The organism is Seonamhaeicola sp. S2-3 (assembly GCF_001971785.1).
GTDB lineage: Bacteria > Bacteroidota > Bacteroidia > Flavobacteriales > Flavobacteriaceae > Seonamhaeicola.
Genome location: NZ_CP019389.1, coordinates 3,000,121 through 3,026,510 on the forward strand (window position 1 = coordinate 3,000,121; position 26,390 = coordinate 3,026,510).

Sequence of the window (26,390 nt, forward strand, 5' to 3'; positions counted from 1 at the left end):
CTAACTAAATTCAACTAACTAATAAACTAAACAAATAAATTATCTCTTTACTAAAACTTTCTTTGATATTTTAGAGAATTCTGTTTCTATATTTAAAATATAATAGCCTGTTGCAAATTGGTTTGCTTTATACTTTATAAAATTTGATGTTGTGTTGGTATTAAATTTAAATAGAGACTGTCCTAACATATTTAATACCTCTATAGACTTTATATTTTTAGATTCAGGATTTACAACTATAATACTGTTTGTTTCGTTTGAAAAATAGGTTTGTAAAGGCGTGTGTTTAACTTCTTTATTATTAAGTGTTTGAGAACTTGAAAATGTAATTTCAAACCTATTTAAATACGTTCCGGCATTTAAGAAAATGTCATAATCACTCGTTTTTAAATCGTGATAAACTTCTAGTTCTTTATCATGTAAATACACTTCTAAATTATCTGGAGCGTTTTCAATATCATCAATTGTAATAGTGTTTATACCATCATTTTTAGTATGAATTCCTAAAGGTAAAACAGTGCTTTGTGTAATGGTATCTATACCTTGAATTACATATTTTTCATCATTAATCATCCAGTACATATCATCTATTTGGGTGTCATTGTACAGGGCATCATACCCCCAATCATATTCAATACTACTGTTTTTGTCAACAGTTGTTAAAAGTTGTCTGCGAATGGTGTTTACAGAGTAAAAACCAAGTCTAAGTTTTAATCTGTCGTCACTATTTTGTTTGGTTTCAGATGTAGTTGAAAGCTTCGCTTTTTCAGATTTCATAAAAAGCGAATTAGAGCCATCTTCAACTTGAAAAACACGCTGACTATTTTTAAATTTTATAGTGCCACTATTTTCAGCAGTTACAAAAAATCCTTGTCCTACGGGTATATATTTACCAGGGATTTTAGTGGGCGTACCGCCGGTACCAACGTCTGGGTGATTAGTTCCTATAGCAGCAGCAGGGACACCACCAGAAAGTGAGTAAGTAGCATAACCGCCTTGATAATCTCCTAAGTTATGAGTGCCTCCGCCCCAATGTTCCCAAAAATATAAAGTACCTGTTGTAGAGCCAGTGCCCGCAACGGTATTGCCGTTATCTAAAATAAATTTTTCAGCATCAATGGCAGAGGGGTATGGGTTACCTACTAAATAATCGTTACCAGCATTAATGGTTAAGTTTATGTCGCCATTGTTTGGTTTACCTTCTAATACATAATTTTGTTCTGCAGAAATAGGACCGCTTCCAGGACCTTTCATAGTGAAGCCTTCACCTATTAAAAGTGTGCCCGTGCTTCTTACATGTTGCCATGAAGAATAATCACCACTTGGTAAATTATTAAATTTCCAAATCCAATAATCTGCAATAGTTAATGGAGAAGGAGTTCCGTTATATCCTGATGTAGCAAACGTTACATTCTTAAAAACTTGAGTTACATTATACGAGTTATTGTTTGTTGTGTTATTAGGTACGCCAACAGGAGAAGACCAATAATTGTAAGTGTAAGTATCGGCAGTTCCTTGTTGATCTTTTTCAAGGGTTCCTGCACTAGTGGCTTCTAAGGTGCTTTCTGCGCCTTGTACTAATTGAGAGTCGCCTTCTAAATCAATTTTACCATCTAATTCTAAATACCAGCTAACGTTTAGTTCAGAATTGTTTAAAATATCTAAATTGCTACCAGAGTCTATTATTAAACCAACGGTTTTGTGGTCTATGTTGGTTTCTAAGTCTCCTTTTATATGAACAATAGCACAATCTGAATGTGTATTATCAATATCCCAAACATCGCCATGTAGCCAATTGTTAGAATCTGTCCAATCTCCACTACATCCAGTTTTGGTAATAAATGGTAATGGTGTAGTTTGTGGTTCAATTATTTTTGTATTGTAAATTTTTGCGCCACTACCAACATCAATGCTTGCTGTTGTTAAATCGTCAATAATATCATCTTTATAAGTGTCTAGTTTGTAATAGCGTACTAAATTGGCCCAGTTTAATGGGGTTGAAGTTTCGGTTGCATAATCAAAATCGGTTATATCTTTTGGTAAGAAGCTTCCTCTAATAACACCACTATTATCTTCAATTTCTTGATAGACTATTTTTTGAATTTCATTTTCAGTTAAGGCCTTATTAAAAACTCTAACTTCGTCAATAGATCCGTGGAAATATTTACTATTTGTATCGGGTTGTCTTCCAATTGTAAAACTAGAGGTGTCTGCGTTGAAACTACCAGAACTGGGGATAGCACTTGCTACTGAAATGCCATTTACATAGAGGTTAAAACCAGGGTCTAAATGGTCGCTTTCAAAGGTTGCAGCAACGTGAATCCATTGGTTTGTGGTTAATGGTGTGTTGTAGTTTAAGGTGTTTCCATCTGCATAAACGGTAAGGGTTTTATCGGCGTTTAGTTGAATGTAAAATTCATCTTGACCTAGAATGATTTGATCTCCAGTTGATGATGGATCAATTTTTATCCAACTCATTAAGGTAGCTTCATCCCAAGTATTATCTATAATAGTAGGTTCATCGGCATAATCATTTCTTCCATCAAAATACAATTGAAATTTTTGGTTTAAATCTCTAGGTGAACCAAAGGCAGCATCATCGGTGTCAAACAAATCCATAATGCCATCACCATCGGCGTCGCTACCATCGTCTATTATGCCATCATTATCAGCATCTAAGTTGGCATATAAGGTGTGCGATATATCAAAAGTACCTCCATCAGATGTTGTATCCATATAATCAGGAATGTCATCTCCATCGCTATCTAATACATAATATGTGTTTCCTAATCCTTGGTTTGAGTTTCCGTAGCCAGTAGCCATAGAGCTACCTTCAAAAAAATCATAGATATCTAAAATACCATCGGTAAAGTATTCTAGTGTTCCATCAGAATCTATATCGGTTTCTCTAACAGCATCTGTGTCAGGACCGTCTCCAACGCCATCCCCTGTAATGTCACCATCGCCATTTTGATAGAGTGAGTCGGCTGTATTACCAGCGCCAGATTCGTCAACATCAAAAATAGTGTCATTATCACTATCTAAATCAAGATAGTTAGGAACATTATCAAAATCAGAATCAAGGGGTATGTTTCCTTCGGCATCATCGTGCATACCATTAGCATTGGCGTCTGACCAATAGGTTACGCCTGTTAGTGTAGCTTTTCCTTCGCTATAAGTTCCTAAACCAGCTTCAACAACATCTGGGATACCATCGTTATCAGAGTCTAAATCGAATACATCTGCAACTTGGTCACCATCGGTATCACATAATGTTTGAGAAATAACAATATCATCAATAGCTAAATCATTTCCTTGTCCACCAGTTTCATTATTAATAAAATACACATAAAATTCACTAACATTTAATGTTAAATTTGCTGTAAAGTTATGCCAGCTATTTTCTGGGTCTCCATTAATAGAAGGGGGAATATCTCCAGTAGATATTGAAGCTAAAACATTGTTGTTAACATCTCTAAATTCTACCAAAATATCTGGTCTTAAACGAGTGCCTATATTAGGAGCATCTGTAGTATCTAAATTTAATACCCAAAAACTGTAGGTAATAGGCACACCAGGTAAGGCACCGGTTATTGTGGCGGTATAAAACACACCAGGATCAAAAGAGGCATTAAATATAGCCATTCTGCCATTGGTGTCTCCAGGAGTATGGTCTTCTCCTGTGTACCAGTATTCATCAGCCCAAGAACCAATATCATCATTAGGTGTGTCATTGTTTCCATCACCATCGGCTATTCTATCGTATACAGTATATTCGCCATCTCCTAAATTATTGCTATTTACGCATCCAGAACCAGCGCCGTCTTCATAGCAATAGGTGGTAATGGCATCATAGGTAGTATTTATGGTTGTTCTTGTGTTTCCGGTTCCAAAAGTTTCATTAAGGAATTTGTAATTCATTACAGTAGAGGTACTGGATGTTTGGCAAGCGAGTTCTTCTTCAGAGTCTAAAATACCATCGTTATCATCATCAATATCAACGTTGTCAAATACCCCATCACCATCACTATCATAAAAATTTTGTTCGGTACGCGCCTGAATATCAAATTGATAGGTACCTTCATCTGAATCATTATTATTTATGGTTACGGTACAGGTTTTGGTGCCTAATGTAAGAGCGTTATATTGTATAGTAAATGTTGTGCTTGAGCCATAAGGAACTGGCGATGTATATGGGGTGATAACAGAAAAGTCTGTGCTATTAGATAAATTTATAGAACTAATATTTAAATTAGCTGTTCCAATATTTTGAATGGTAAATGTTCTTGTAATTTGTATGCCGGCATTGGCTATTGTAAAGTTTGTATGGTCTATAGGTGTAGGTGTTGTATCTCCGTTTGTAATAGAAACACTGTTTCCTTGTACATTTATTTCAGGAGCAGGTGGGTAGCCGGTTATTGTTACGTTGTCTATGTATAGGTGTTTCCAGTTAGCATCTGCGTTACATCTAAATCTAAATTTTGAATTTGTAGAAAAGGAGTGAGTACCACCGTAAGAGGAGTTAATTATTTTTATTGATTCGTCAGTGTAGATATTACCTGGGTTGAAGTCTACGCCTTGTTGATATCTTGCAATTGGAGTTGAGTCCCATGTAATACCTCCATCATCTGAAAATTCTATAAAAAAATCTGAACCTCCCCAAAAATTATCTGGGTAAAAATCGAAATTTATAATTACATGACCATAGCTAATTAGGTCGATGTTATTAGTAAACATGGAAGAATTAGCGCCATAGTTGTTTTTTAAGTGGATACTGTTTGATCCAGAAAGTTTAGAACTTGTATCTAAGAGACAATCTGTTCCTCCATCATTCCAAATTCCCCATCCTGATTCAAAATTTTCTGAACTAATTAGCGTTTGAGAAGCAACACACAATGGTGTAGCTACACAACAAAACAGTGTAAATAATAGGTTTGTGAGAGTAGATGTTTTCATAAGTAGATTTATTTAGTTTGGGGCTAAATAAGTGTTTAAAGTTTTTTATAATATTTCTTTGGTTTAAGTTTAAATGCTAAGTAATTCTACAGAGACAATTAATCTTAACTAATAGTTAACAGCACACTGCTAACGGGGCGTTATTGAATTATTAATTTTTTAGTTGCTATTTCTTTATTTTTATTTATTAACCTAACAAAATACATGCCGTTTGATAGGTTAGAGGTTTGTAAATTATAATTGTTGTTAATTTCTTTTATATGTTTAATGGTTCTTCCGTGTATGTCAGATACTATTAAGTCTAAAAATGCTTTTGTGTTTAGGTTAAAGCTAATTTTAGTGCTGTTTTTAGTTGGGTTTGGCGCTAGTGTAAATTCATTAGTTCTACTTAAATTATTAGTATTTAAAGTAGGTCCAATATATTGTAGTTTCATTACAACTCCCGGATTTTCAATACTTACGTTTGATGTTCCAGATGGACCAGATGTTCCGCCGCTGTTATCTGTTATAGCGTATAAGGTTATACCATCAGGATCTAAAGCAACATCTCTATATCTATCATTAGAAGAATGAAATTCTTCATAGGTTTGAGATTCTAAACCATCACCAGCAGTGTTTAATTTAACTCTGTATATAGTGCCACGTTTTAAAGTTGGTATTAGAAGTGATGTCCCCCAGTTAGGAATTAAGCCAGTTTCATAAATATGTATGCTAGAAGGGCCAACGGTTGGCCATGTTAGCCAGTCTCCACTAGGTTCTGTGGCTGTAGTACTGTTATATGTTCCAATGGGTTCTTTAAAACCTGTAGGCATTCCAGATGTGAATTCTGTTATAGGGGTGACACCCGAAGGGCAATTATGATCACTAAAACCACTAGTTGTACAACCTCCAGGGGTGCTAGACCAATTACAATAACTATAGCCTAAGTTATCATAATAACCAGCAATTTCTGGCCAACCATAGTTTTTTCCAGCTTCAATAATATTGATTTCGTCATCAACTTTCGGTCCATGCTCAGAGGAGTATAATATTCCGTTAGAACCAAAGACAATACCTTGAGGATTTCTATGCCCATAGCTATATACATGACTTTTAACACCTGCTATGGTTGGATTATCTGAAGGTATTGAACCGTCTAAATTTAATCTTAAAATTTTTCCTTTGTAAGCATCGTAATCTGTTGTAGATGTTGGTAAGTCTTGAGCTTGTATTTCGTTACATGCATTTCCAAATTGGTTGGCTCCTTGGTCTCCTATGGTGTAATATAGTTTTAAGTCTGGTCCAATTTGAAGTTTTCCTGAATTATGATCATTACTAGCGTCTAACCCATCTATAATTGTAGTGGCGCTTCCGCCGTTTAAAACACCTGTTCCAGAATTATAGGTATAGCGTTCTATTCTGAGTTTTCTTGTTACACCGCTACCTGGGTCATCATCATAAGTATAAGCTATAAATACAAAATTATTAGAAGTATTTAAGTTAGAATAAAGGTCTGGGTGAATTGCTATTCCCATAAGCCCATCTTGTCCAGCGTCTTGGTGAACTATACTTGTTAAATCTAACATTTCTATTTTACTAACAGGAATACTTCCTGCAGGATTTATTTTTACAACTTTTTTTCCTTTCCGCTCTGTTATCCATAAATAATCGTCTGGTCCGTAAATGATTGTGTTAGGGTAATCAAGTTCATTATCGGCGGTTAAGTTAATAACAGACCAATTAGCGCCATCTGTTACTGGTGTTTGGGCTATAATTGGTAAATATATTAGTATAGTGATAACAAGTAGTTTCGTTTTCATGGTTGGTGAATTTGGAGCGACTGTTATGTTTTAATTGATTAATAGCGAAGCAAATATAGGAAAATTATTAATATATCCGATAAAATGCTTAAAAAATCGATTAAAAGCAATTTTTTTAATAAAAATGATGTAAATATTTTATTTTACAATTCTTATTTATTATTGGCTTTGGAGTTGTTTTTTGATAATCTAGCTGCAATATAAATTTGCCGTGTTTGTTATTAGAATTGTGAGAGTGCTTTGTAAGTATGTAGAGTTTTGTGTTATTTAACGTTGTTGTAATAAAAAACACCATAATTTATTTAATTATGATGTTTTAGAATTTTAATATCAATAAAACAAAGAACTACTTTATAATAATTTTTTTACTTATTGTATCGTTGTTAAAATATGTTTTAATTATATAGATGCCTGCTGTTTTAACAGATTTAATGTTATGTTCTATATAATTGTCATTTGAATTTGTATTAAATCTTTTTACTGCCTGTCCTAAAATATTATACAATTCAACAGAATTAATATGTTTAAGATTAGGATTGTGGATAATGATATTGTCGCTTTCGTTAGAATAGGATACATCAACATTATTTTTGTTTAACTCACTAACATTTAGAGATTGTGAGTTACTAAAAGTTATTTCAAAGCGGTTTAGGTATTCGCCAGCATTTAAATAAACATGATAATGACTTTCCTTTAAATTATGATAGATGTTTAGATTTTTATCGTGTAAATATATTTCTGTAGCATCTGTAATGTTCTCTAACGTTTCTATACTTATATCATTGTAACCATCGTTTTGAGTATGAATTCCTAATGGTAATTGGGTTAGTTTGTCAATATGGTTAATACCTTGAATAGTGTACTTTTCATTATCAATCACCCAATACATATCATCTATTTGATTATCATTATGAGGAGCATCATAACCCCAATCATAACCAGTACTTGTATGGTTATCAACAGTAACTAATAATTGTCTGTGTACAGTATTTACAGAGTTTAAGCCTATTCTTAATTTGGGTCTTAAATCGTTAGTTTCATTTGATTTACTTTTTGAATTGTTAGATTTAGTAAAAGCTGAACTTGTTTCATCTTCTAATTCAAAAACTCTTTGCCCATTATTAAATTCTAAGTTACCTGTGCTTTTAGCGGTAATAAAGAAGCCTTGACCCACAGGTATATATCTTCCAGGTATAGCGTTATGATAGCTATCAGAAACAATATTTGGGTCAAATATATCAACGGAAGCAGCAGGAGTGCCACCAGCAAGTGAATAAGTAGCGTAACCACCTTCGTAGTCACCTAATTTATGAGAACCACCGCTCCAATGTTTCCTAAAGTAAAGAGTACCTGTAGTAGTGCCAGCACCAGCAATAGAAGCACTATTATCTAAAATAAATTGTTTTGCATCAAGAGTAGATGGGTATGGGTTGCCAACAAGATAGTCATTGCCATCAATAATAGGGATGTTAATGGTACCATTATTAGGTTTTCCCTTAAATACATAATTTTGAGGGGTAGAGATAGAGCCTGTTCCAGGGCCTTTCATTGTAAACCCTTCACCAACCTTTAGAGAACCAGTACTTCTTACATGTTGCCATGAGGCATAATCTTTATTTGGTAAGTTACTAAATTTCCATATCCAGTAATCTGCAACTGCTAGTGGTGTTGTTGTTCCGTTGTATCCAGAAGTTAAGAAGTTAATATTAGAGAAAATATTAGCAACCATATAATTATTATTGTTATAACTATTATTTATAGGTCCTACTGGAGAAGACCAATAATTATAGGTATAAGTATCTGATGTTCCATGTTGGTCGCGTTCTAAATAACCTTTACTAGTAACATCTAACTCGCTATTTAAGTCTTGTACAAGTTGAGAATCGCCTTCTAAATCTATTGAGCCATCAAGTTTTAAATAGTGTGTGATAGTTAGTCTTATACCTTCGTTAGTAGAAATATCTCCATTTACTTGTAAATTTGCATCAGGGTTAACAATTAAAGCTTGTACTTTGCAATCTCTAGTTCTTTTGGCAGTAGAAGTAGCTCCTAAGTAGGTGTTATGGCCAATTTCAACTATATTCCAATCTATGGGAGTAGTGCTGTCTATAATTGATAATGAGTTAGGAAGGTCTATAATAGCATTATTCAACCAAGTGGCTTCAGCATCCCAAGAACCCGAATTTTGAGTTTTATATGGTAAAGGAGCTGTTTGAAAATCTACTGTATTTAAATTTTTTAGAGTGCCTTCTATATTGTTTCCAGACATATCAGCTATATTGGTATAAGTATATGCAGACATAGGGTAATAGGCAGCTAAATCTGTCCATGGAATAGTACTAATGTCGTTTTTAGTTATAGAAGATGGTATAACATTTCCGTATTCAAGAGCTAAATTACAATCATTTATTATTTCTTGATTCATGATGTATCTTAATTGGTTAACAGATAATGCTGTTTTCCATATTCTAACTTCATCAATATTTCCAGCAAAATAATTAGTAGTATTTGTATCGTTACCATCTGCAGCTGCTATTAAGAATTTTTGAGAACTTGCTGTTGGTAATGGCAAAGATGAAGCAGAAGTATCAGCAACACCATCAATATACAGAGTAGCATGTTGGTTATTATAAATAACAGCCACATGATGCCATTTATTTTCTGGAATAATAACTGATGAACTTAGGGTAGCAGCGCCTCCATTTAAAGAAAAAGCTAATTTACCTAAACTATTAATTTTAAAGTCATAACCTTCTGTAAATGCGGCATCTCTTTTTGAAACTATAGAAGCATTTACTGTTCCTGTATCTCTTTTTATCCAAGCAGAAATAGTAAAGTTTGTGCTATTTAAATCTAGCTTGTTTGCCATATCTATATAGGCTTGTTCACCATCAAAATGAATTGAGCGTTCTACAACTACTCGAGGCGCATAACCAAACGTTATGTATTTAGTGCCGTTAAAATCGTAATCTGTTTCTAGATTTCCATTACCGTCAGGAGTTAACAATCTATAGTCTGATGTAGAATCAAAATCTCCAGTATTAGATACAAACATGTAATAATTCCCAGAAGATGAAATGTTTCGTATGGCGTTTTGAGGTATTCTTATTTTACAAGAAGGAATGTTACCACCAGTTTCTACTAATTTCCAAATGCGTTGCATGCCAATAAAACTCACTGGGGTTGATAAATCAGAAATACCAGAACTTAGGTCAACATTTATGGTAGATGCGGCAAGGTTTAAGTTGGCGCCATTATTACCCCACATTAAAAATGTTTTATCATCTAATGTTGTTGAGTTAGATGATATATTGTTGTTATTAGTATCGTAAATTTCATTTAAACCAATAGTTAGTAACCCCTCAATTAAACCACGGTCATCAATAGCATCATTAGCACTGCTTGATTGTTTTTGGTTTAATTCATAAGCATCGTCTTTACCAATACCAGCAATATCATGGTTATAACCAACATTAGCCGATTGATCCCAAATCACGATGTCGTCAGAATTTATATAGTCTTTTGTTGTGCCGTTAGAGTCTGGCTCTAAGGTAATGCCATTTTTTATGGCTAGGTAAGATTCAATTACGTTTTTTGTATCTGTATTCTTAGAATTGTTTTTTGTTGTTGGGTGTGAAACTACGCCTGTAATGTTACCGTTTACACTACCTTTCTTAAACCTATTTTTATTTGAAAGAGCTGAGTTTCTTCCTTTATGAATATTAAAGATGTAATTACTTTCTTTATGGGGATTGTTGTGTTTTTCTAACAAACGTAATGTATAGCAATCTGATTTAAATAGAATATTATTTAATTCCAGCATTGTGCTACTACCTATATCTGTATGGGCGACTGATAAATGTGTAACCAAAAACAAGATTACACAAGTGAGGGTATTTTTTTTCATTAGATTTGGGGTTAATGAATTATGTAGCTAAAGTACAATAATTTAGTGTTGGTTGTCTGTAAAAAGCAAATATAATCGATTAAATGTAGATTAATTTAGTTTTTTGTAAGTAAAAGAGTATGATTTTAACTTTATTTGGTCTCTGTTCTTAATTAAAAATTAATTTTGAAACCTAATTTTAAGAGTTTGTTTCTACTTCACTTTAATATGAAATTTTATATAAATACACCTTAAAATAATTTTATTATGAACGTAGGTTCATTATATTTGTCAAATCATTTTAAAAGTGAATTATAAATAATGCCAAGGCCAGAGAAAAGTAGAAAAATTCATCAGCCTCCTCTCATGAAAGGTTATAAGCCTTTTGGAATACCAATGTCTGAAATTGAAAAAATTAATTTAACTTTTGAAGAATATGAAAGTATTCGGTTAGTGCTTTACAATAATCTTCAGCAAGAACAAGCTGCTGAACAAATGAATATATCAAGACCTACCTTAACACGCATTTACAATAAAGCCCTAAAAAGCATAGCCAAAGCATTTATAGAAGGAAAAGCCATAGAATTTGAAGGTGGTAATTATAAATTAGATAAAATATGGTATCGGTGCAGGCAATGTTTTAATTTATTTGAAAACCCTATAAACAAAGAGTTTTGCGGATCTTGTAAAGATTACAGAGAAGATGGCTTAGATAATTTAAACAACAAAACAGTAGCAAATTTATATTCAAATACAGAAAGAAAACAAGGAAAATGTAGAAAAGACACAATAGCATTAAATGAAAATTACTGCTGTGACCATAAAAAATTGCATAAGTGTAATTGCTCTGAGTCTAAACAAGACAATGATAATTAAACAGATTTATAGTAAATTAAAATGATAACCGATACTTATAAAATAAGACCCAGATACGGAGAAGTAGATCAAATGGGTTATGTATATCATGCCAATTATGTTACGTATTGCCACCAAGCACGTACAGAATTAATGAGAAAGTTAGGTGTAAATGATTATGAGTTAGAGACTAAAAATATTATGCTACCCGTAATTTCTTTTGAGATATTTTACAAAAAACCAGCATATTATGATGAACTTATTAGTATAAAAACCACCATAAAAGAGTTACCTAAAGTTCGTTTTAATTTTGAGTTTGAAATTAAAAACGAACAAAACATAGTATTATCAACAGCTAAATCAACGGTAGTGTTTGTTAACAGTAAAACGCGTTTACCTATTAACATTCCAGATTTTGTTGAAAACAAACTTAAAAACTATTTTAAAAGCCCTTGCGAGAGAAAGTTAAAAGTAAAACTTTTGCGCTAACTTAAATATTAAGAAAACGTATTATTTTAATTATGAGTAAAAACGTACTTATTGAAGATCAATATAAAAGAACAAGTTTATTTGAAAAAGAGAATGTAAACTATTTGGTAAGAGTTTTAAAACGATTTAATACAGTACCTAAAATAAATAGTATAAATATTATAGCATCAAGCAAAGAGCCTAGTTTGTTTAAAATTATACCAGGAAAAGCTATAAAAATAGGCGAGTTGTTTTTAGAGCAACCCGTTTTAGCATTAATTTATTTAAGGTATGGTATAGAATGGCAAATATGGTACAAAGCTTTAGGTAAAGATAAAAACAACAGCATTCTGTGTGATTTAGCGGCATTAAAAGTTACCCAAATATTCTATAATTTATTGCAAAAAAGAGATAAAGAAAAATTAAAAAATTGCAATTACTTTTTAATAAACATAATAAAGCACAATACAGATTTTAATGTAGAATTTTTATCAAAATACAGTGAATTTCAATTTTTTCATGGAATAGCCACTAAAAATAAAACGGTAAAAGATGATTGGCAATCTATTCTAGAAAATTTAGCAGTTCCAACAGAGTATCTTTTAATGTCTGGTGGTGATCTTAGATTAAATGTAGATGAAAAAGAACTTTTAAATAAATACGGTTGCCGTCCATTTCCTAGACCCGAAGCATTCACTTTTGCTTCATCTACAGCCACAAGTATTTCAAATTTTGCTTATGATAGAACAGATAAAGCAAGAACCATTTTAATACAAAAAAGTTTAAAAAACGGATTTGAAAAGTCTTCTATTGAATTTACAGAACTTCTAAAAAGCAACCTTAGAAAAGCTCTTAAAATTAATGAAGAAACACAGATAATTTTCTCACCTTCAGGAACAGATTCTGCACTTCAAATAGCAGCAATAACGCAAATTGTTACAAAACAAGATATCACACATATTTTAGTAGCTTCAGATGAAACGGGTAGTGGCGTACCTGCGGCTTTAAAAGGATGTCATTTTGAAAATACTACCGCTTTAAATTATCCAGTTAAAAAAGGCGATACCATTGAAGGATTTAGAGAAGTTGATGTCATTAAAATTCCTCTTAAAGATGAACATGGAGACCTCAAATCAGATAATCAATTAGATAATGAAGTTTTTAATGCGGTTACTAAAACCAATGCATTAGGTAGGCATGCTGTATTGCATGTTATGGATCAATCAAAATTAGGATGTCAATCACCAACTACTACGTTGCTTGAAAATTTAAAAACCATAGATAATGTATCGCTTCAAGTTATCGTTGATGGCTCTCAGCTTAGATTAGATCCTAAAGATGTTCAAAATTACTTGAATAAAGGATACATTGTAACAATAACAGGTAGTAAGTTTTTTACAGGTCCTCCGTATGCAGGGGCACTTATTATTCCTAAAAGTGTTAGTGAAGTTGTAGAGTCTGTAGAAAAGAAATTACCAGAAGGACTTAATAATTATTACAATAGTATTGATTGGCCACAACCTTGGTTTTGCTCTAAAGATTTATCAGATGGGTTTAACTACGGTTCATACATGCGTTGGAATGCCGCTATTGTTGAAATGGATAGGTATTATAAAACACCTATTTTATACAGAAATTTAGGTATAGAAATGTTCTGTAATTTCGTGAAAGCTTCTATTAATGATGCGCCTTTTTTACAGCCGCTTTTTGGAAATGAAGCTAAAATTAACATGTATAATAAGGAAGAGTTCGGACTTAGAAATATAAGAACCATTTTCCCATTTTTCATCTTAAAAAACAATGAAGTACTTTCTTTAGAGCAGGTAAAAAAATTGTATGTATTGCTAAATTCAGATTTATCAAATGAATTTGAAGGAGCGCCCATAGAAACGGTTAGACTTGCAGCTCAAAAATGTCATATTGGTCAAGCAGTTAATGCAAAATATCATAATAATCAAAGTGCTGTTTTAAGAATTAGTTTAGGAGCTAGAGTTATATCAGAAAGTTGGGTGAATAGAGATATAAGTATTTATTTTAGAAATATTGAATCTCAAATGGATCAGGTTACCATAATAATTAAAAAAATAGAACTGCTTTTAGATACTCCAAGATTGTTTAATTAAAACTTTACTGTAATAGTGTAAATGGAGGCTGTCAAAAAAATATTTAGTTTCCCTTAATACGGTTGAGCCAATCAAAACTAAATATGGGTGTATAATTCATCATTAGTTATTATTTTAGAGGAATGAAACAATTATCAATATCATGCCTCTTTTTTTGTGTTTTAAATTTAGGTGTTTACGCCAAAAATAAAGAGGTTAAACAACAAGTTGATAGTGTAAGTTACTATTCAAATTTAGCTAATAACCCTAAAAACAATGAAAGTTTAGTAAGGTCTTACGTCTTTTTTAAAAAGGAGTTCATAAAAAATATAGGCTTAAAAGATACCATATCAGCAATAAATAATCTTAGGCAATTAGCTATCATTCAATTTAGTTTGGGCGATTATTACGGTAGCGAAACCAATAACGTACATGCACTAGAATTCTTAGAAAAAATTAATGATAAAAACTTTTCATCCGAAAGTAAAGTAGGTATATACAATCAATTAGGTAGGGTTTACTATAATTTGTTAGAATATGATGAAGCCATAAAATATTATAAAAAGGCATTAAAGTACACCAAAAATCAAAACTATATTAATATTATAAAAAACAATATAGGACTCATTTATATAGATAAGTTAGAGTATCAAAAAGCAGAAGCAGCGTTTTTAAATATTTACCAAAATAGCCTACCACTTAACGATAAATACCAAACAGCAAGAGCATTAAACAATTTAGGCTTTACACAATTAAAACTTAAAAAACCAGAGGCCTTAAACAACTTAAAAAAAGCATTAGAATTAAGATTAGAAATTAAAGATGCCATAGGGCTTTATTCAAGCTATAAAAACCTTTCAATATTTTATAATGAAAATGGAGCTATTAAAAAAGCTAGATTGTACGCCAAAAAGGCTTATGAAATAGCTAAAACCTTAAATAGTCCTTCGTTTTTAGAGAATGCGCTTGCCTCTTTAATTTCCTTAAGCCCAGACCCAATGGTTTTAGAGTATCAAAAACTAAAAGATAGTTTAGATAAAGCAAAACAAATTGCAGAAAACAAATACGCTCTAATAAAATTTAATTATAGTAAGCAAGAGAAAATTGCTAATGAAAACAAACTAAAACAAGAGCAAGAACGTGCAGATAAAATAATGTACCAAGCATTAGGAGGCTTGATTTTTATATCGTCAATGTTTACTTTTTTAATTATACAAGCAAGACATAAAAAAGACAAAATTAAAATAGCCTATAATACAGAGGCTCGCATATCTAAAAAAGTACATGATGAGTTAGCTAATGATATTTATCAGGTAATGACCAAACTTCAAAGCAACTCTAACATAAGGGAAGATATGCTAGATGATTTAGAGCTTATCTATTCTAAAACCAGAGATATTTCAAAAGCCAATAGCCCTATTAATGTCAATTATAATTTTGATGATCTACTTAAAGACCTATTTGCAAGTTACAATACCCAATCTGTAAACGTTATCACAAAAGGTCTAAGTACCATTGATTGGAGCACTTTAGACGATATTAAAAAAATTACCCTTTATAGGGTTTTACAAGAGCTTTTGGTAAATATGAAAAAACATAGCTTTTGCACAAGTGCTGTTATATCTTTTAAGAAAATCAACAAAAAAATCAGTATTTCATATGCCGATAACGGAAAAGGATGTGTTATTAAAAAAGGATCTGGATTGCGCAATATGGAAAACCGTATAAATTCAATTAACGGAACCATTATTTTTGAATCAGAAACCAATAAAGGCTTTAAGTCAAAAATAACCATTTAGCTATGTTTAAAAAAGTATTAGTGGTTGATGACCACGACGTTGTGAACGAAGGCGTGTTAAAGGTGCTTAAATCTAACAACATAAATAACGTTGTAAAAGCACAATACTGTGATGAAGCTTTTTTAAAAATAAAAAAGGCATCATTAAATAACCAACCGTTTGATTTGTTGATTTCCGATTTGTCTTTTAAAGAAGACTACAAAGAAAATAAATTAAAAAGCGGCGAAGACTTGGTTGCTGCTATTAAACCAGAATATCCTGCCCTTAAAGTAATCATATATTCTATGGAAGAACGCTTGCAAAAAGTACGTACTTTAATTAATACATACGGTGTAAACGCTTATGTGTGTAAAGGCAGAAAAGGTACTTTTGAACTTTCTATAGCCCTTGCTCAGGTAGCTAAAAATAAATTATACCTCTCTCCACAAGTTCAAAATGCATTAAACAAAAAAAACGATTTAGAAATTGATGACTATGATATAGAATTAATTAAAAACCTCTCCTTAGGCCTCTCTCAAGCCGAAATTAGTACCCTATTTAAAACTCAAAATATAGCACCATCTAGTTTAAGTTCTATAGAAAAACGCATTAATAAACTAAAAGATATTTTTAAGGCCAATAACACCATACATTTGGTAAGTATTGTAAAAGATTTAGGACTTCTCTAAAAAACCATCCTAAATACGGAAAGCCGTAAAGTTTTATCTAATTTAAACCATAATATTGTCATGCTATTAATAATTCTCTATCATAATAATGATTAGGATTTCCACGCCCTTTAACCGGGGCGTGTTTTTTATTAAAAGGTATATTTTCTATCTATATTATTTCAACATTTTAACACAAACAAACATGAAAAAATTATTACTATTCATTATTATCGGTCTTACATTATTGCCCAAACAAGCCCAAACTCAAAATGATGGGGCAGCAGTAGCTGCAGTAGCAGGTGGGTTAGTAGCTATTGGGGCAGGAATAGCAGCAGTTAAACAAATGGAAGAACAGGCAGAATTAACAGCTACTCAATGGATTTTATCTAACCATCCAGAATTAACTAGCTTTTCACTTAAAACACTAGCTTTTAATGGTAAAAAGTTAAAAGACATATCAGCAGCATCTGTAATTACCTATAAAATTCAAGAGTTTACACCTACTAACGACCCCGTATTAGATGGGAAAAAACAAGTGCTTTTTGGCTTTACAAGTCATGGTTGGATTTCAGAATATGGTATTGATTTTGAAAAAGTACAGTGGTTTTTAGTAGATGAAACCGAGTGGATGAACATGATGGTTGCCTACGTTAAAGTATCATCCAATGAAAAAAATGAAGCCAGTTTAAAAGAAACCTTAGCAAAAGGAAAAGTTGTAAACAAAGGCGTTAAAATAAAAAGCAAATTAATAGTGCCATTTTTTAAACTAACAGGCGATATGTATGTAGTGACCGATTATTCGCCTAGGCTTAAACTATTGTATAATGAACGCTCGTTAGGCATATATTTAAAAGAAACAATGGATTTAGTACAAATAGGTCGTGGTGATATTATCGATATACACGAGTTCTTTTTTGAGGGAGATTAATCACTAATTTAAAAATGAGGAAAACAAAGTAGGTGTTTTCCTCATTTTTTTTACTTTTAAAGTTCTTTATAATAAATAGCGGCTCATACCAAGGCGCTTTCTTTGTAAAATAAACTTAAATCAATGTCCGAAAACCAACTACAACTACATCAAACACTCTGGAACATTGCCAATGACCTACGTGGTACTATGGATGACAATGATTTTAGAGACAATATACTAGGCTTTATTTTTTACAAACATCTAATTTAAAAAATGACTTTACACGCCAACAAGGCCTTAGCGCCAGATGGTTTAACCTACGACCAAATCAGTAATAAAGAATCTAAAGAAAAGAAATATAAAATCCAGTAAAAATTATTATTTTGAGTATAATTTCTACCGTACAAATTATAAGGCTAAGTTTATGGTAAAGTACACCAAAAATTTATAATTTATTTTATAAAACTTGTTTAATTTTATATAACCTCACCCCAAAACATAATTAACCTAAACAAAACAAATGAACCAATTAACCACACGTACTAATTTAAGCGCATTAAATGACCAACAAAGAAAAGCAGTACTTTCAAAAGAAAAACGAGTTTTAGTTTTAGCAGGAGCTGGTTCTGGTAAAACCAACACACTACTTCAAAAAATAAATTATTTAATAAATGATGAACAAGCAGATTCTAATAGTATTCTTGCTATTACATTTACAAAAAATGCGGCTAATGAGATGATAGATCGTATGATCTTATCGGTAGATAAATCAGGGTTTTACAAGGAGTTTTTAGAATCAAAAGGTGTCACACAAAAAGAAATTAGTGAAGAACGAAAGAAAATGCTTCAAAAGTATCCATGGTTAAACCAAATAACAATGAAGACATTTCATGGTTTGTGCTATCAAATTATGCGTACTGATGGTGTAAATGTATTTGATAACCAGTTTAAAATTATTAATAAATCCAAAAACAATTCAGGAGAGGTTATAGGTAATAGCGCACCAGAAACGGAGTCTGAAATAATTCAAAAAGTCACCATTAAATTATCAAAAAATAAAGCGTTTTTAATAAAATTAAAACGATATGTTTTAGATTATTTTGTTGACTACATAGGAGAAGATGAAGAAAAGGATGAATTTAGGCCAAAAGGTAAATTTTTTACCACTTTAAAAGGGGATAAAGTACGCTCTAAATCAGAACAGTTTATTGCAGACTGGTTATTTAGAAATAGTATAGAATATAAGTACGAGCATGTTGTTAGAATTAAGAATAAAGATTTCCATCCCGATTTTTTTATTCCTCAAGCAAACTTATATTTAGAGCATGTAAGTAATTTAAGCTGCGGAACATTTTATAAAGAAATGGAATATAAAAAGGCAGGAATTTCATGTGTAAAAACTTTTGATAAAGCAACACATAATTCTGCGGTTTTTAATCATGTTTTAGATAGAGTGATAAGAGGTAGAATCTCTTCCGATATGTCTTCAGGAACGGTTTTACACTACAATGAAGAATTCGCAAAATTTAGAACCGAACTTAAAAAGTTTTACCGATTGGTATTAGATGTTAGAGCTCAAATAAAAAACACAAATAAAAGCATTGATGTAATTGCTAAATCAGCAGCCAAAAGCAAGCATAAGCGTGTACGTTCATTCTATGAAGTTGCAATACCAATAATAAAAGCATACGATGCGTATTGTATTAATGAATCCTATCTGGATTTTGACGGTTTAATCGAGTATGCATTAAAACTTTTTAAAGAGTATCCAAAAATTAAAGAAAGGTATCAATACTTGTTTAAATACGTAATGGTAGATGAATTTCAAGATGTTAATAACAAACAGGTGGAATTTTTAAAACATTTAATTAGCCACGAATCTCAATTGTTTTGTGTTGGAGATGATTGGCAAAGTATTTATGGATTTAGAGGCTCTGAAATAGATTATATAGTAAACTTTAAAGAGCATTTTGAAAACCCTGAAATAATAACACTTAACCTGAATTATAGAAGCACAGATCAAATTGTAAAGGCATCAAATCAAATAATTAAAAAGAATAAGTTTCAAGTTGAAAAGAATATTAAGGCAGTTAAAAAAGGAGGAGCTAAAATTGAAGTGCATTTAGCTGAAGTAGAAGGTGAAACCGAAAGTTTTATTTGGAAAAAGGTACAACAGCATATACAAAATGGCGTACATCCAGAAGAAATTTTAATACTTTACCGTAGGTCTGCAATGAAAGAAAATGTTGAACAAGCATTAAAAAATAGCGGTATCAAAGTTCAGTTTAAAACTATTCACGGTGCAAAAGGTTTAGAGGCTAAAGTTGTATTTGTTTTAGGATTGAATAAGGAGGCCGGAGGATTTCCAGATCCATGGATGCAAGATAAAATTTATCATGTTATAAAAAAGACAGAATACGATACGCTTTTAGAAGAAGAAAGGAGATTGTTTTATGTGGCATTAACACGTGCGAAAAGTCATTTATATTTAATGTCTCAAAAAGGTAGTATTTCAGAATTTGTCAAAGATATTCCAAAAGAATTAATCCTTTCAGAAGAATTTCAGGAAACATTAATAGAGAATAAAATATCTATCTGTTCAAAATGTGAATCTAAAATAGAAGAGCATTTTAAGTATTGCCCTGAATGTGGTAAAAAGATTGGGAATGAAGAAGTTTTTAACAATTCTAATTTGTTTAATGAGATAAAAAAAGAGATTCAGGCAATTCCATTAGAGTATACAGGTTATTTAGATCATCATATCTATAGAGCTAGACAAGAAAACCCAAGAGCTTACGAACCATGGAGTGAAAGAGAATATGAATTGTTAGACAAATGCAAGGATAAGTTTGATATGGAAACTCTTTGTGAATTATTTGGGAGAAGTGAAAACTCTTTGTCTGGGAAATTAGATGATAATACAATTTTTTAAGCTATCTAAATATAAATCTCAAAAAGTAGGGATTACTCAAACTTGTTAATCAGATTTCAAGAAAGGGAAGTCACTCCAGAAGACCAACGTGTTAAATTCATCAGTTTAACCAAGTCTGTACAAGCCCATCCCGATTTTGAAGAAAAAGTGGTGAACAATACCGATCAACAAAACAGTGATTTAGCCTTTAAGAAAATACTAGATGAGGTGATGCGCAAACAACGCAAACAAGAATTAGAACTCTATAAGTTGTATGCAAAAGACGATGCATTTTATAGAGCATTTTTTGATACTATGAAGCGAATGTCGTCGGTTAATAGATGACTAAACTATTAGTAATAAGCTCTTAAAAACCTAATTATCTAATTCAAATGTAAATACTTATAATCCTAAATCCAGTATTTTGGTCTAACCTATAAACCTCCTGCTCAATAACCTCATAATATCGTAGTCCTAGTACTGCAATCCCAGTATGTTTGGGTGTAACCACGGTATCTGGTGTCAAGGTAAAAGACGCAGCACTAGCTTCAACCTCCATAAAATGAGTAGGAGAAACCACCAAATTATAATTTAAACTATCAAAATCAAAGTCCAATACACCTAAACTAATCCCAATATGTGTTGCTTCTTTTGGTGCTTTATACGTTTTTGGGCTAAACGAGGTTACGGTTAAAAGTTGTGTATGCCAATCATAAAGAGTATGTGCCACAAGAGCCTCTAGAGACTTGTGCTGAGGTGTAAAAGCAAAATGAGTTAACAAATGCCTACCTTTAGCAGTCTTAAGACCTTCACCAACACAACGTTGCCCACGCTCCGAAACCTTATCAAGTGCCTTAATACTCGTAAGCAAAGTCATCATCCTACCATGTAAACTAGTATCTTTATATCCTTGCAAAAAAGGGACGAATGCTAAACGTAATGCTTTTTTTACCCGGCTACAATGTCCAAATTCACTAGCATTCTCACGTACACGCTGCATATTGGGTTGGCTACGTATGGCCTTACTATTAAAACCACCACCAGCTTTACGAGCATAACCTACCCCGTTAATAACATAATAATTAACCTCTCCTAAGGTACCTCTAATTTTAAACAGTCCCTTTTGTCTTGCCATAACAAATCTAAAATACTACATATTAGCATAATTAGCAATAGGTATAGTGTATGTATAGCGTATTTACTCTATATTAAACCTTTATAAAACCTATATTAATTATTAAATATCCATAAGATGGAAGCGTTTCATCAAGATCAGTTGCTAATAATTTTTAACTCGAAATAAATTAAGAAAAATAGAATTGAAATAAGCTAATAAGCTATTAAAACAGGCTTTTGCAATAGCAAAATCAGGATTGATATATGATGATACTTATAAAAGTACTTTAGCGAAAAATTAATAGATTTTTACTTGTTTTTTACCACAGTACTTTGTTGGGCAATGTTTTCTTTTATTTTTTCGTTCAATTCTTTCAACGAATTGATTTGGGTCAGGAAATCATTAAACGTATTTAGATTAAATACTAGAAATGGTATTCCGTTTTCAGAAAGCACTTTTTGATTAATAAAATTCAAATTTCTAATCGTCCGTTCAGGGTTATATGGTGTGTCTGTGTATCTATTATAAAAATGAACAACAATAAAGACCGGCTTTTTGTCTGGGCAATCGTGAAGTTCATTCAAAAGTGTGTACTGTCCAACAATTAGTTTAGCATAGTTTCCTGAGTCAATTTCAATTAGCAGATTATAATCGTCTGTTTCGATTGTTTGGTCTACTGAAATTTCTACTTGACTTTCATTGTCTCTCCAAATTCTTTTTCCATTTAAAATCTCTCCAAATTTTGATTCAATAATTTCCTTGAATTCAGCTTCATTACTTCCTGCTGCTGTCATCTATTTCTGTTTAGGTAAATGAAGAGGTACTGAAAATACTTATTGACCCATTCTCGTTACCAGTTTCTCCACTAGCTCCGAAGTTAAATGGACCTACAAATAGTCCAGCTCCAGCTTTTGTTTTATCTCCTTCTTTTGTAGTTATAGCAACATCAAAGTCCATTTTTTCAACAACCTCTCCAGAAGAATTATCATAGTAAACAATTTCTGTACCATTTTTAGCCCCAACAAAGCCGAGGTTTTCTCCAGTTACTTTTGCACCCTTTGATTTGGCATAGTCTTGGGCTTTTTCAACCCCGTCAATAACTTGTTTTATCGATTCAAAGATAAATTCGTCTAATTTCATTTTGTTATTTTAATATTGCCTAACGTCAGTCTGTCTCAAAACTACCAATTAAAGTTTAAAAATAGATTAAAAAGTGAATATTGTCAAAGAATTATCGTATAGTTTTAATTTGTGCTTAAAAGATGTCCAACCATGTCAATATATGCATTTTTAATGCAGTGATATACCCTTTGAGCCTTTTGGATATAGGTTTCAGGTCTATTTTTAAGTTGAACAGCCTTCTCAGGTTATAAGCAATAGCAATCAAGCCTAAGTCAGCCGAAACCGCTTGCATGCCTTTCTTGGTCATGATGTGGTCAAATCTCCATTGGCGTTTTATGGTTCCAAAGGGATGCTCTACCAAAGCTTGTCGTTTCTTATATAGAGGCTGATTGGCATGGACCCGTTTGGTATTATGTTGTGCTCTCTGTAAACTCACTTCGTTGAATGACTTTTCCGTTCACTTTAGCCGTAGTGCATTCATTCCTGACGGGACAGCCCTTACAGGCTTTGGTCTTGTATTGCTTGAAGGTATAATTTCTAGCTTTATATCTGGTTTGGTTTGACCTTAGGCTATGTCCTTGCGGACACTTGTAGCTATCGGTTTTTTTATCGTAAGCGAAGTACTCTGCATTATAGGCAGTGTTTGGAGCCTGGCTTGATCGTCCAATGCCAGGTATGGCCACTAGGGTTTCAATACCTAATTGATCGGCAATATGCAATTCGCTTCCCGTATGGTATCCTTTATCGTAAAGAGCTGTAAATCGGTTGGTCCTCAATATAGACTTAGCGCGCCTGAGCATCATACCCATGGCCTTTTTGTCGTTTTTGTTGGTGAGCTTATAGTCGATTAGCAGTTTATGTTTGGCATCTACTGTTGTTTGTGCAGTATAGCATACTTCAGTAATCGTCCCTCTTACAATCTGGTGTCTGCTATCGGAATCGGAAGTAGATAGTTGCGGGTTTTCGGTAGCTGTGTTTTTGTCTAGTTCCTTGGCTATGCATTTGTATCTTTTGCGTTGTTTTTTGCGTTGGTTGATATTTTCTTCTAGCAGAACTTTTTCATCGCCATCTGCTTGAACTAATGCTTGATTGTGTTCTTCTAGTTTTTTGTCGATATAGTCTAAGTGACGTTGTATCTTTTTGCGATTGTAATTGTTCTTTTTGCTATTCTGAGCTCTAAGCTTAGTGGAGTCACCTGCTATAAGTTCACCTCCAATAAGATTGAAATTTCTGGCTATTTCTACACTATATCTGAATACTTTTTTAATAGCACTATAGTTGGCTTTTCTAAATCTAGCTATCGTGTTATGGTCTGGTTTTAGGCTTTTCAACAACCATATTACTTCGAGATTGCGTTGGCATTCCTTTTCTAACTGTCTAGAGGAGCGCATACGGTTCATATATCCATAAATGCATAATTTCAATAAATCGGAAGAGTTGTAGGGCGGTCTACCTTGGGGTGATAGTGACTCAAACCCCAATTGTTCAAAATTCAATGAGTTTACAAATAAATCGATTAAACGGACAGTATTGTTTGACGGTACCATGTCGTCCAAACATGTGCTGTATAAAGTTAGCTGGGTACGATCTTTACCTTGTAAGTATTCCATAATACAAGATAAAGAATATCAAGGTACTACTTCTCAATTAAGGGATAGGTTATTCACAAACTTATTAAGTTTTGAGACAGTCTGACGGTCTAGTATAACCAAAGTTGTGTATTGGTTTTGCAATTTTTCGTTTTATAAAACTAATAAAATTAGAGTTAAGAAACATTCTGTTTTACTAAATACAACAATTTTGGTTATACATTGTGCCTGTTGCACAACCATGAATTCCATCTATACGTAATTGTTATGCTATTTTTTGTAAAACATAACTAATTGATATATGGGGCTTTTAATTATTTCTAATAATTCAAAAACTATCAATTTATTCCTGATGACGAGTTGTGCAACGCTTACCCGTGTTGTAGTTTATATTTTTATAATTTAAAATCATTTTTCTTTAATTCATTTTCTAGCTCAAATGATATTTCAAAAATTGGAATTTCTTTAGATTCTTTTCTTAAGATTTTATATACATCCTTAATTGATGTAATTAGTGTGATATAATCGTTATAAGTCATCTTATTTTTAAATCGAATAAAAAGAATATCATAATTTGAAATTATATCAAATATTTCTCGTGAATCGTTAAGTTTAACTTTAGTGTTATTAATTTTAATCTTATTTTTATTAATAAATCTAATATTCGCATATTTTATTTTATTAATCAATTCTTTAGCTTTATTCAAATTTAGATTGTATAACTCTTCATTGATTTGAAGTTGAATAGGATTTTTAATTGCCACTATTTCGATTAAGTCTGATTCACTGCTACTTTCAGATTCTTTTTCTTTAATTTCAAAATACTCTAAAGAACTATGATTTCTCCAATTAATTCCTTTTGTTACATCCTCCATATGATTTGTTCTATAATATAAATGAAGTCTTGCACTACTTATTTGAGTCTTTATAGAATCAATAATCTCAAAATCTGTAGATTTATCTGCTAAAAGATGAACTTGAATAAACCTTTGATTTTGAATTGGAAATTCATTTTTAGTTTCAAATAGTGTCATTCCTAAATCTGAAATTCTAGTCTTCTCTTTTTCTAAATAAACATCTCCATTTTTATAGACATATATGTTTGAAATAGGAGTTAAAGATTTAAAGTTTATTTCATAATCTGAAATCGGTAAATTTAAATTTGATTGTGAATAAGAAATCTGAAATATCAATAAAATCAGTAGATTTTTTTTCATAATTATTTTTTTTGTATTATACTGAAATAGGTTGACTCTTTTTGGTTCAAATTTAGACGTTCAAAAGATTTTTTTCAGCCGTTTAGGAGGCAAAAAAATAGTTTGAACTAGGTTCATTTTTAAATCGTTAGTTCAGGTAAATTTACATTATTTTTTCTATAGGATTTGTATTTGATGTTTGGATTTAAATGTACTTCAGCAGGTTTTCTTAGGTCCAGACTAAAATGGGTTCTCAAATTGTTATAAATATATACAGCTTGCTCCGTCATTTTTTGAGCTAAATCGGTGTTTTTAATAGTTTGTTTTAAGCCGTATTCGTATTTAAGTGTTCTATTAATACGTTCAGCAACAGCGTTTTCATAAGGGTCGTATTGTTCAGTCATACTCATTGTTATTCCGTTGCTTTCGGCAAACTCGGTATATTTAGGATTGCAGTATTGAAACCCTCTATCTGAGTGATGAATAAGCTTTTGTTTAGGATATTTTCTATTTTTAATAGCCATAGCAAGCGCCTCTGTACAAAGCGATGTTCTCATATGATTATCGAGTTTATAGCCCATAATTTGCTTAGAATAGGCGTCTGTGACTAAAGCTAGATAGTTGTGCCCATTTTCTGTTTTAATATAAGTGATATCGCTAACCCAAAGTTGTTCTGGTCGAGTAGGAACGTGGTCTTTTACAAGGTTCTTATATTTTTTGTACATATGGTTTGAGTTTGTAGTTGTGATGTAATTTTTAGTTTTAGGAATCAAAAGATTATTAAGTCTGAGGAATCGATAGAACTTGTCTCTACCAATTTTAATATCAGCGTTTATAAAGTCCTGTTTTAGTTCTTTATGTAGCTTAATTCCACCCGTTTTAGAGCCTACTTTTTTACGGTAGTCCTTAACCATTTTGATTAATTTTTGATGGTCTACTTCTTGTTTTTGTTGGGTTTTGAGTCTTTTGTAAAAGGCTTGTTTAGATATCCCACTTGAGCGAAGCGGATGCACGAACACTAATAAAAACA

General features: G+C 32.0%; 17 protein-coding genes and 1 pseudogene. 9 read left to right on the top strand and 9 right to left on the bottom strand.

Annotation, left to right across the window (positions count from 1 at the left end; all coding sequences use genetic code 11):
- Positions 1-39: 39 nt before the first annotated feature.
- The 3 genes from BWZ22_RS13055 to BWZ22_RS13065 form a co-directional block, all read right to left on the bottom strand.
- A complete protein-coding gene (locus tag BWZ22_RS13055; protein ID WP_076700664.1) occupies positions 40-4,956 on the bottom strand; it encodes a LamG-like jellyroll fold domain-containing protein in 4,917 nt (1,638 codons plus the stop codon).
- A gap of 140 nt (positions 4,957-5,096) precedes the next feature.
- Positions 5,097-6,755 (bottom strand): PQQ-dependent sugar dehydrogenase, encoded by a 1,659-nt coding sequence (locus BWZ22_RS13060; protein ID WP_076700667.1) that lies wholly within the window; start codon positions 6,753-6,755, stop codon positions 5,097-5,099.
- Positions 6,756-7,101: 346 nt separating this feature from the next.
- Entirely contained in the window at positions 7,102-10,662 is a 3,561-nt protein-coding gene (locus BWZ22_RS13065) for a LamG-like jellyroll fold domain-containing protein (protein ID WP_083692342.1), read from the bottom strand.
- Positions 10,663-11,007: 345 nt separating this feature from the next.
- Between BWZ22_RS13065 and BWZ22_RS13070 the strand changes: the two genes are divergently transcribed.
- The 9 genes from BWZ22_RS13070 to BWZ22_RS13110 all read left to right on the top strand — a co-directional run bounded on the left by BWZ22_RS13070 (position 11,008) and on the right by BWZ22_RS13110 (position 20,681).
- A complete protein-coding gene (locus tag BWZ22_RS13070) occupies positions 11,008-11,517 on the top strand; it encodes a DUF134 domain-containing protein (protein WP_198027617.1) in 510 nt (169 codons plus the stop codon).
- A gap of 21 nt (positions 11,518-11,538) precedes the next feature.
- Complete coding sequence (locus tag BWZ22_RS13075) at positions 11,539-11,985, top strand: thioesterase family protein (RefSeq protein WP_076700675.1); 447 nt, start codon at positions 11,539-11,541, stop codon at positions 11,983-11,985.
- Between the two features lie 32 nt (positions 11,986-12,017).
- The gene (locus BWZ22_RS13080) at positions 12,018-14,087 is read left to right on the top strand and encodes a hypothetical protein (protein ID WP_076700677.1); all 2,070 of its coding nucleotides are present in this window, start codon (positions 12,018-12,020) and stop codon (positions 14,085-14,087) included.
- Positions 14,088-14,209: 122 nt separating this feature from the next.
- Positions 14,210-15,865: a tetratricopeptide repeat-containing sensor histidine kinase gene (locus BWZ22_RS13085; protein ID WP_076700679.1), complete on the top strand. Its 1,656-nt coding sequence runs from the start codon at positions 14,210-14,212 to the stop codon at positions 15,863-15,865.
- 2 nt (positions 15,866-15,867) lie between these two features.
- Complete coding sequence (locus tag BWZ22_RS13090) at positions 15,868-16,533, top strand: response regulator (protein WP_076700682.1); 666 nt, start codon at positions 15,868-15,870, stop codon at positions 16,531-16,533.
- Between the two features lie 184 nt (positions 16,534-16,717).
- Positions 16,718-17,443 carry a hypothetical protein gene (locus BWZ22_RS13095; RefSeq protein ID WP_076700684.1) on the top strand — a complete coding sequence of 242 codons (726 nt, stop codon included), beginning with the start codon at positions 16,718-16,720 and terminating at the stop codon, positions 17,441-17,443.
- A 123-nt stretch (positions 17,444-17,566) separates the two neighbouring features.
- Positions 17,567-17,695, top strand: coding sequence for a type I restriction-modification system subunit M N-terminal domain-containing protein (locus tag BWZ22_RS13100; RefSeq protein ID WP_083692344.1), 129 nt, complete (start codon positions 17,567-17,569; stop codon positions 17,693-17,695).
- A 250-nt stretch (positions 17,696-17,945) separates the two neighbouring features.
- Positions 17,946-20,357 carry a UvrD-helicase domain-containing protein gene (locus BWZ22_RS13105; protein ID WP_076700686.1) on the top strand — a complete coding sequence of 804 codons (2,412 nt, stop codon included), beginning with the start codon at positions 17,946-17,948 and terminating at the stop codon, positions 20,355-20,357.
- A gap of 42 nt (positions 20,358-20,399) precedes the next feature.
- Positions 20,400-20,681 (top strand): hypothetical protein, encoded by a 282-nt coding sequence (locus BWZ22_RS13110; protein WP_232225171.1) that lies wholly within the window; start codon positions 20,400-20,402, stop codon positions 20,679-20,681.
- Positions 20,682-20,724: 43 nt separating this feature from the next.
- On the opposite strand, the gene BWZ22_RS13115 is transcribed toward BWZ22_RS13110, so the two are convergent.
- From BWZ22_RS13115 to BWZ22_RS13145, 6 genes and pseudogenes are all read right to left on the bottom strand, one after another.
- A complete protein-coding gene (locus BWZ22_RS13115; protein ID WP_076700688.1) occupies positions 20,725-21,471 on the bottom strand; it encodes a hypothetical protein in 747 nt (248 codons plus the stop codon).
- Positions 21,472-21,761: 290 nt separating this feature from the next.
- Positions 21,762-22,247: a hypothetical protein gene (locus BWZ22_RS13120; protein ID WP_076700690.1), complete on the bottom strand. Its 486-nt coding sequence runs from the start codon at positions 22,245-22,247 to the stop codon at positions 21,762-21,764.
- Between the two features lie 10 nt (positions 22,248-22,257).
- Positions 22,258-22,593, bottom strand: a complete 336-nt coding sequence (locus BWZ22_RS13125; RefSeq protein ID WP_076700692.1) for a hypothetical protein — start codon at positions 22,591-22,593, stop codon at positions 22,258-22,260.
- 115 nt (positions 22,594-22,708) lie between these two features.
- Positions 22,709-24,185 (bottom strand): annotated as a pseudogene (locus tag BWZ22_RS13135) (IS1182 family transposase).
- 374 nt (positions 24,186-24,559) lie between these two features.
- The gene (locus BWZ22_RS13140) at positions 24,560-25,381 is read right to left on the bottom strand and encodes a hypothetical protein (RefSeq protein ID WP_076700698.1); all 822 of its coding nucleotides are present in this window, start codon (positions 25,379-25,381) and stop codon (positions 24,560-24,562) included.
- Positions 25,382-25,500: 119 nt separating this feature from the next.
- Positions 25,501-26,379 carry an IS3 family transposase gene (locus BWZ22_RS13145; protein WP_371326830.1) on the bottom strand — a complete coding sequence of 293 codons (879 nt, stop codon included), beginning with the start codon at positions 26,377-26,379 and terminating at the stop codon, positions 25,501-25,503.
- Positions 26,380-26,390 lie beyond the last annotated feature (11 nt).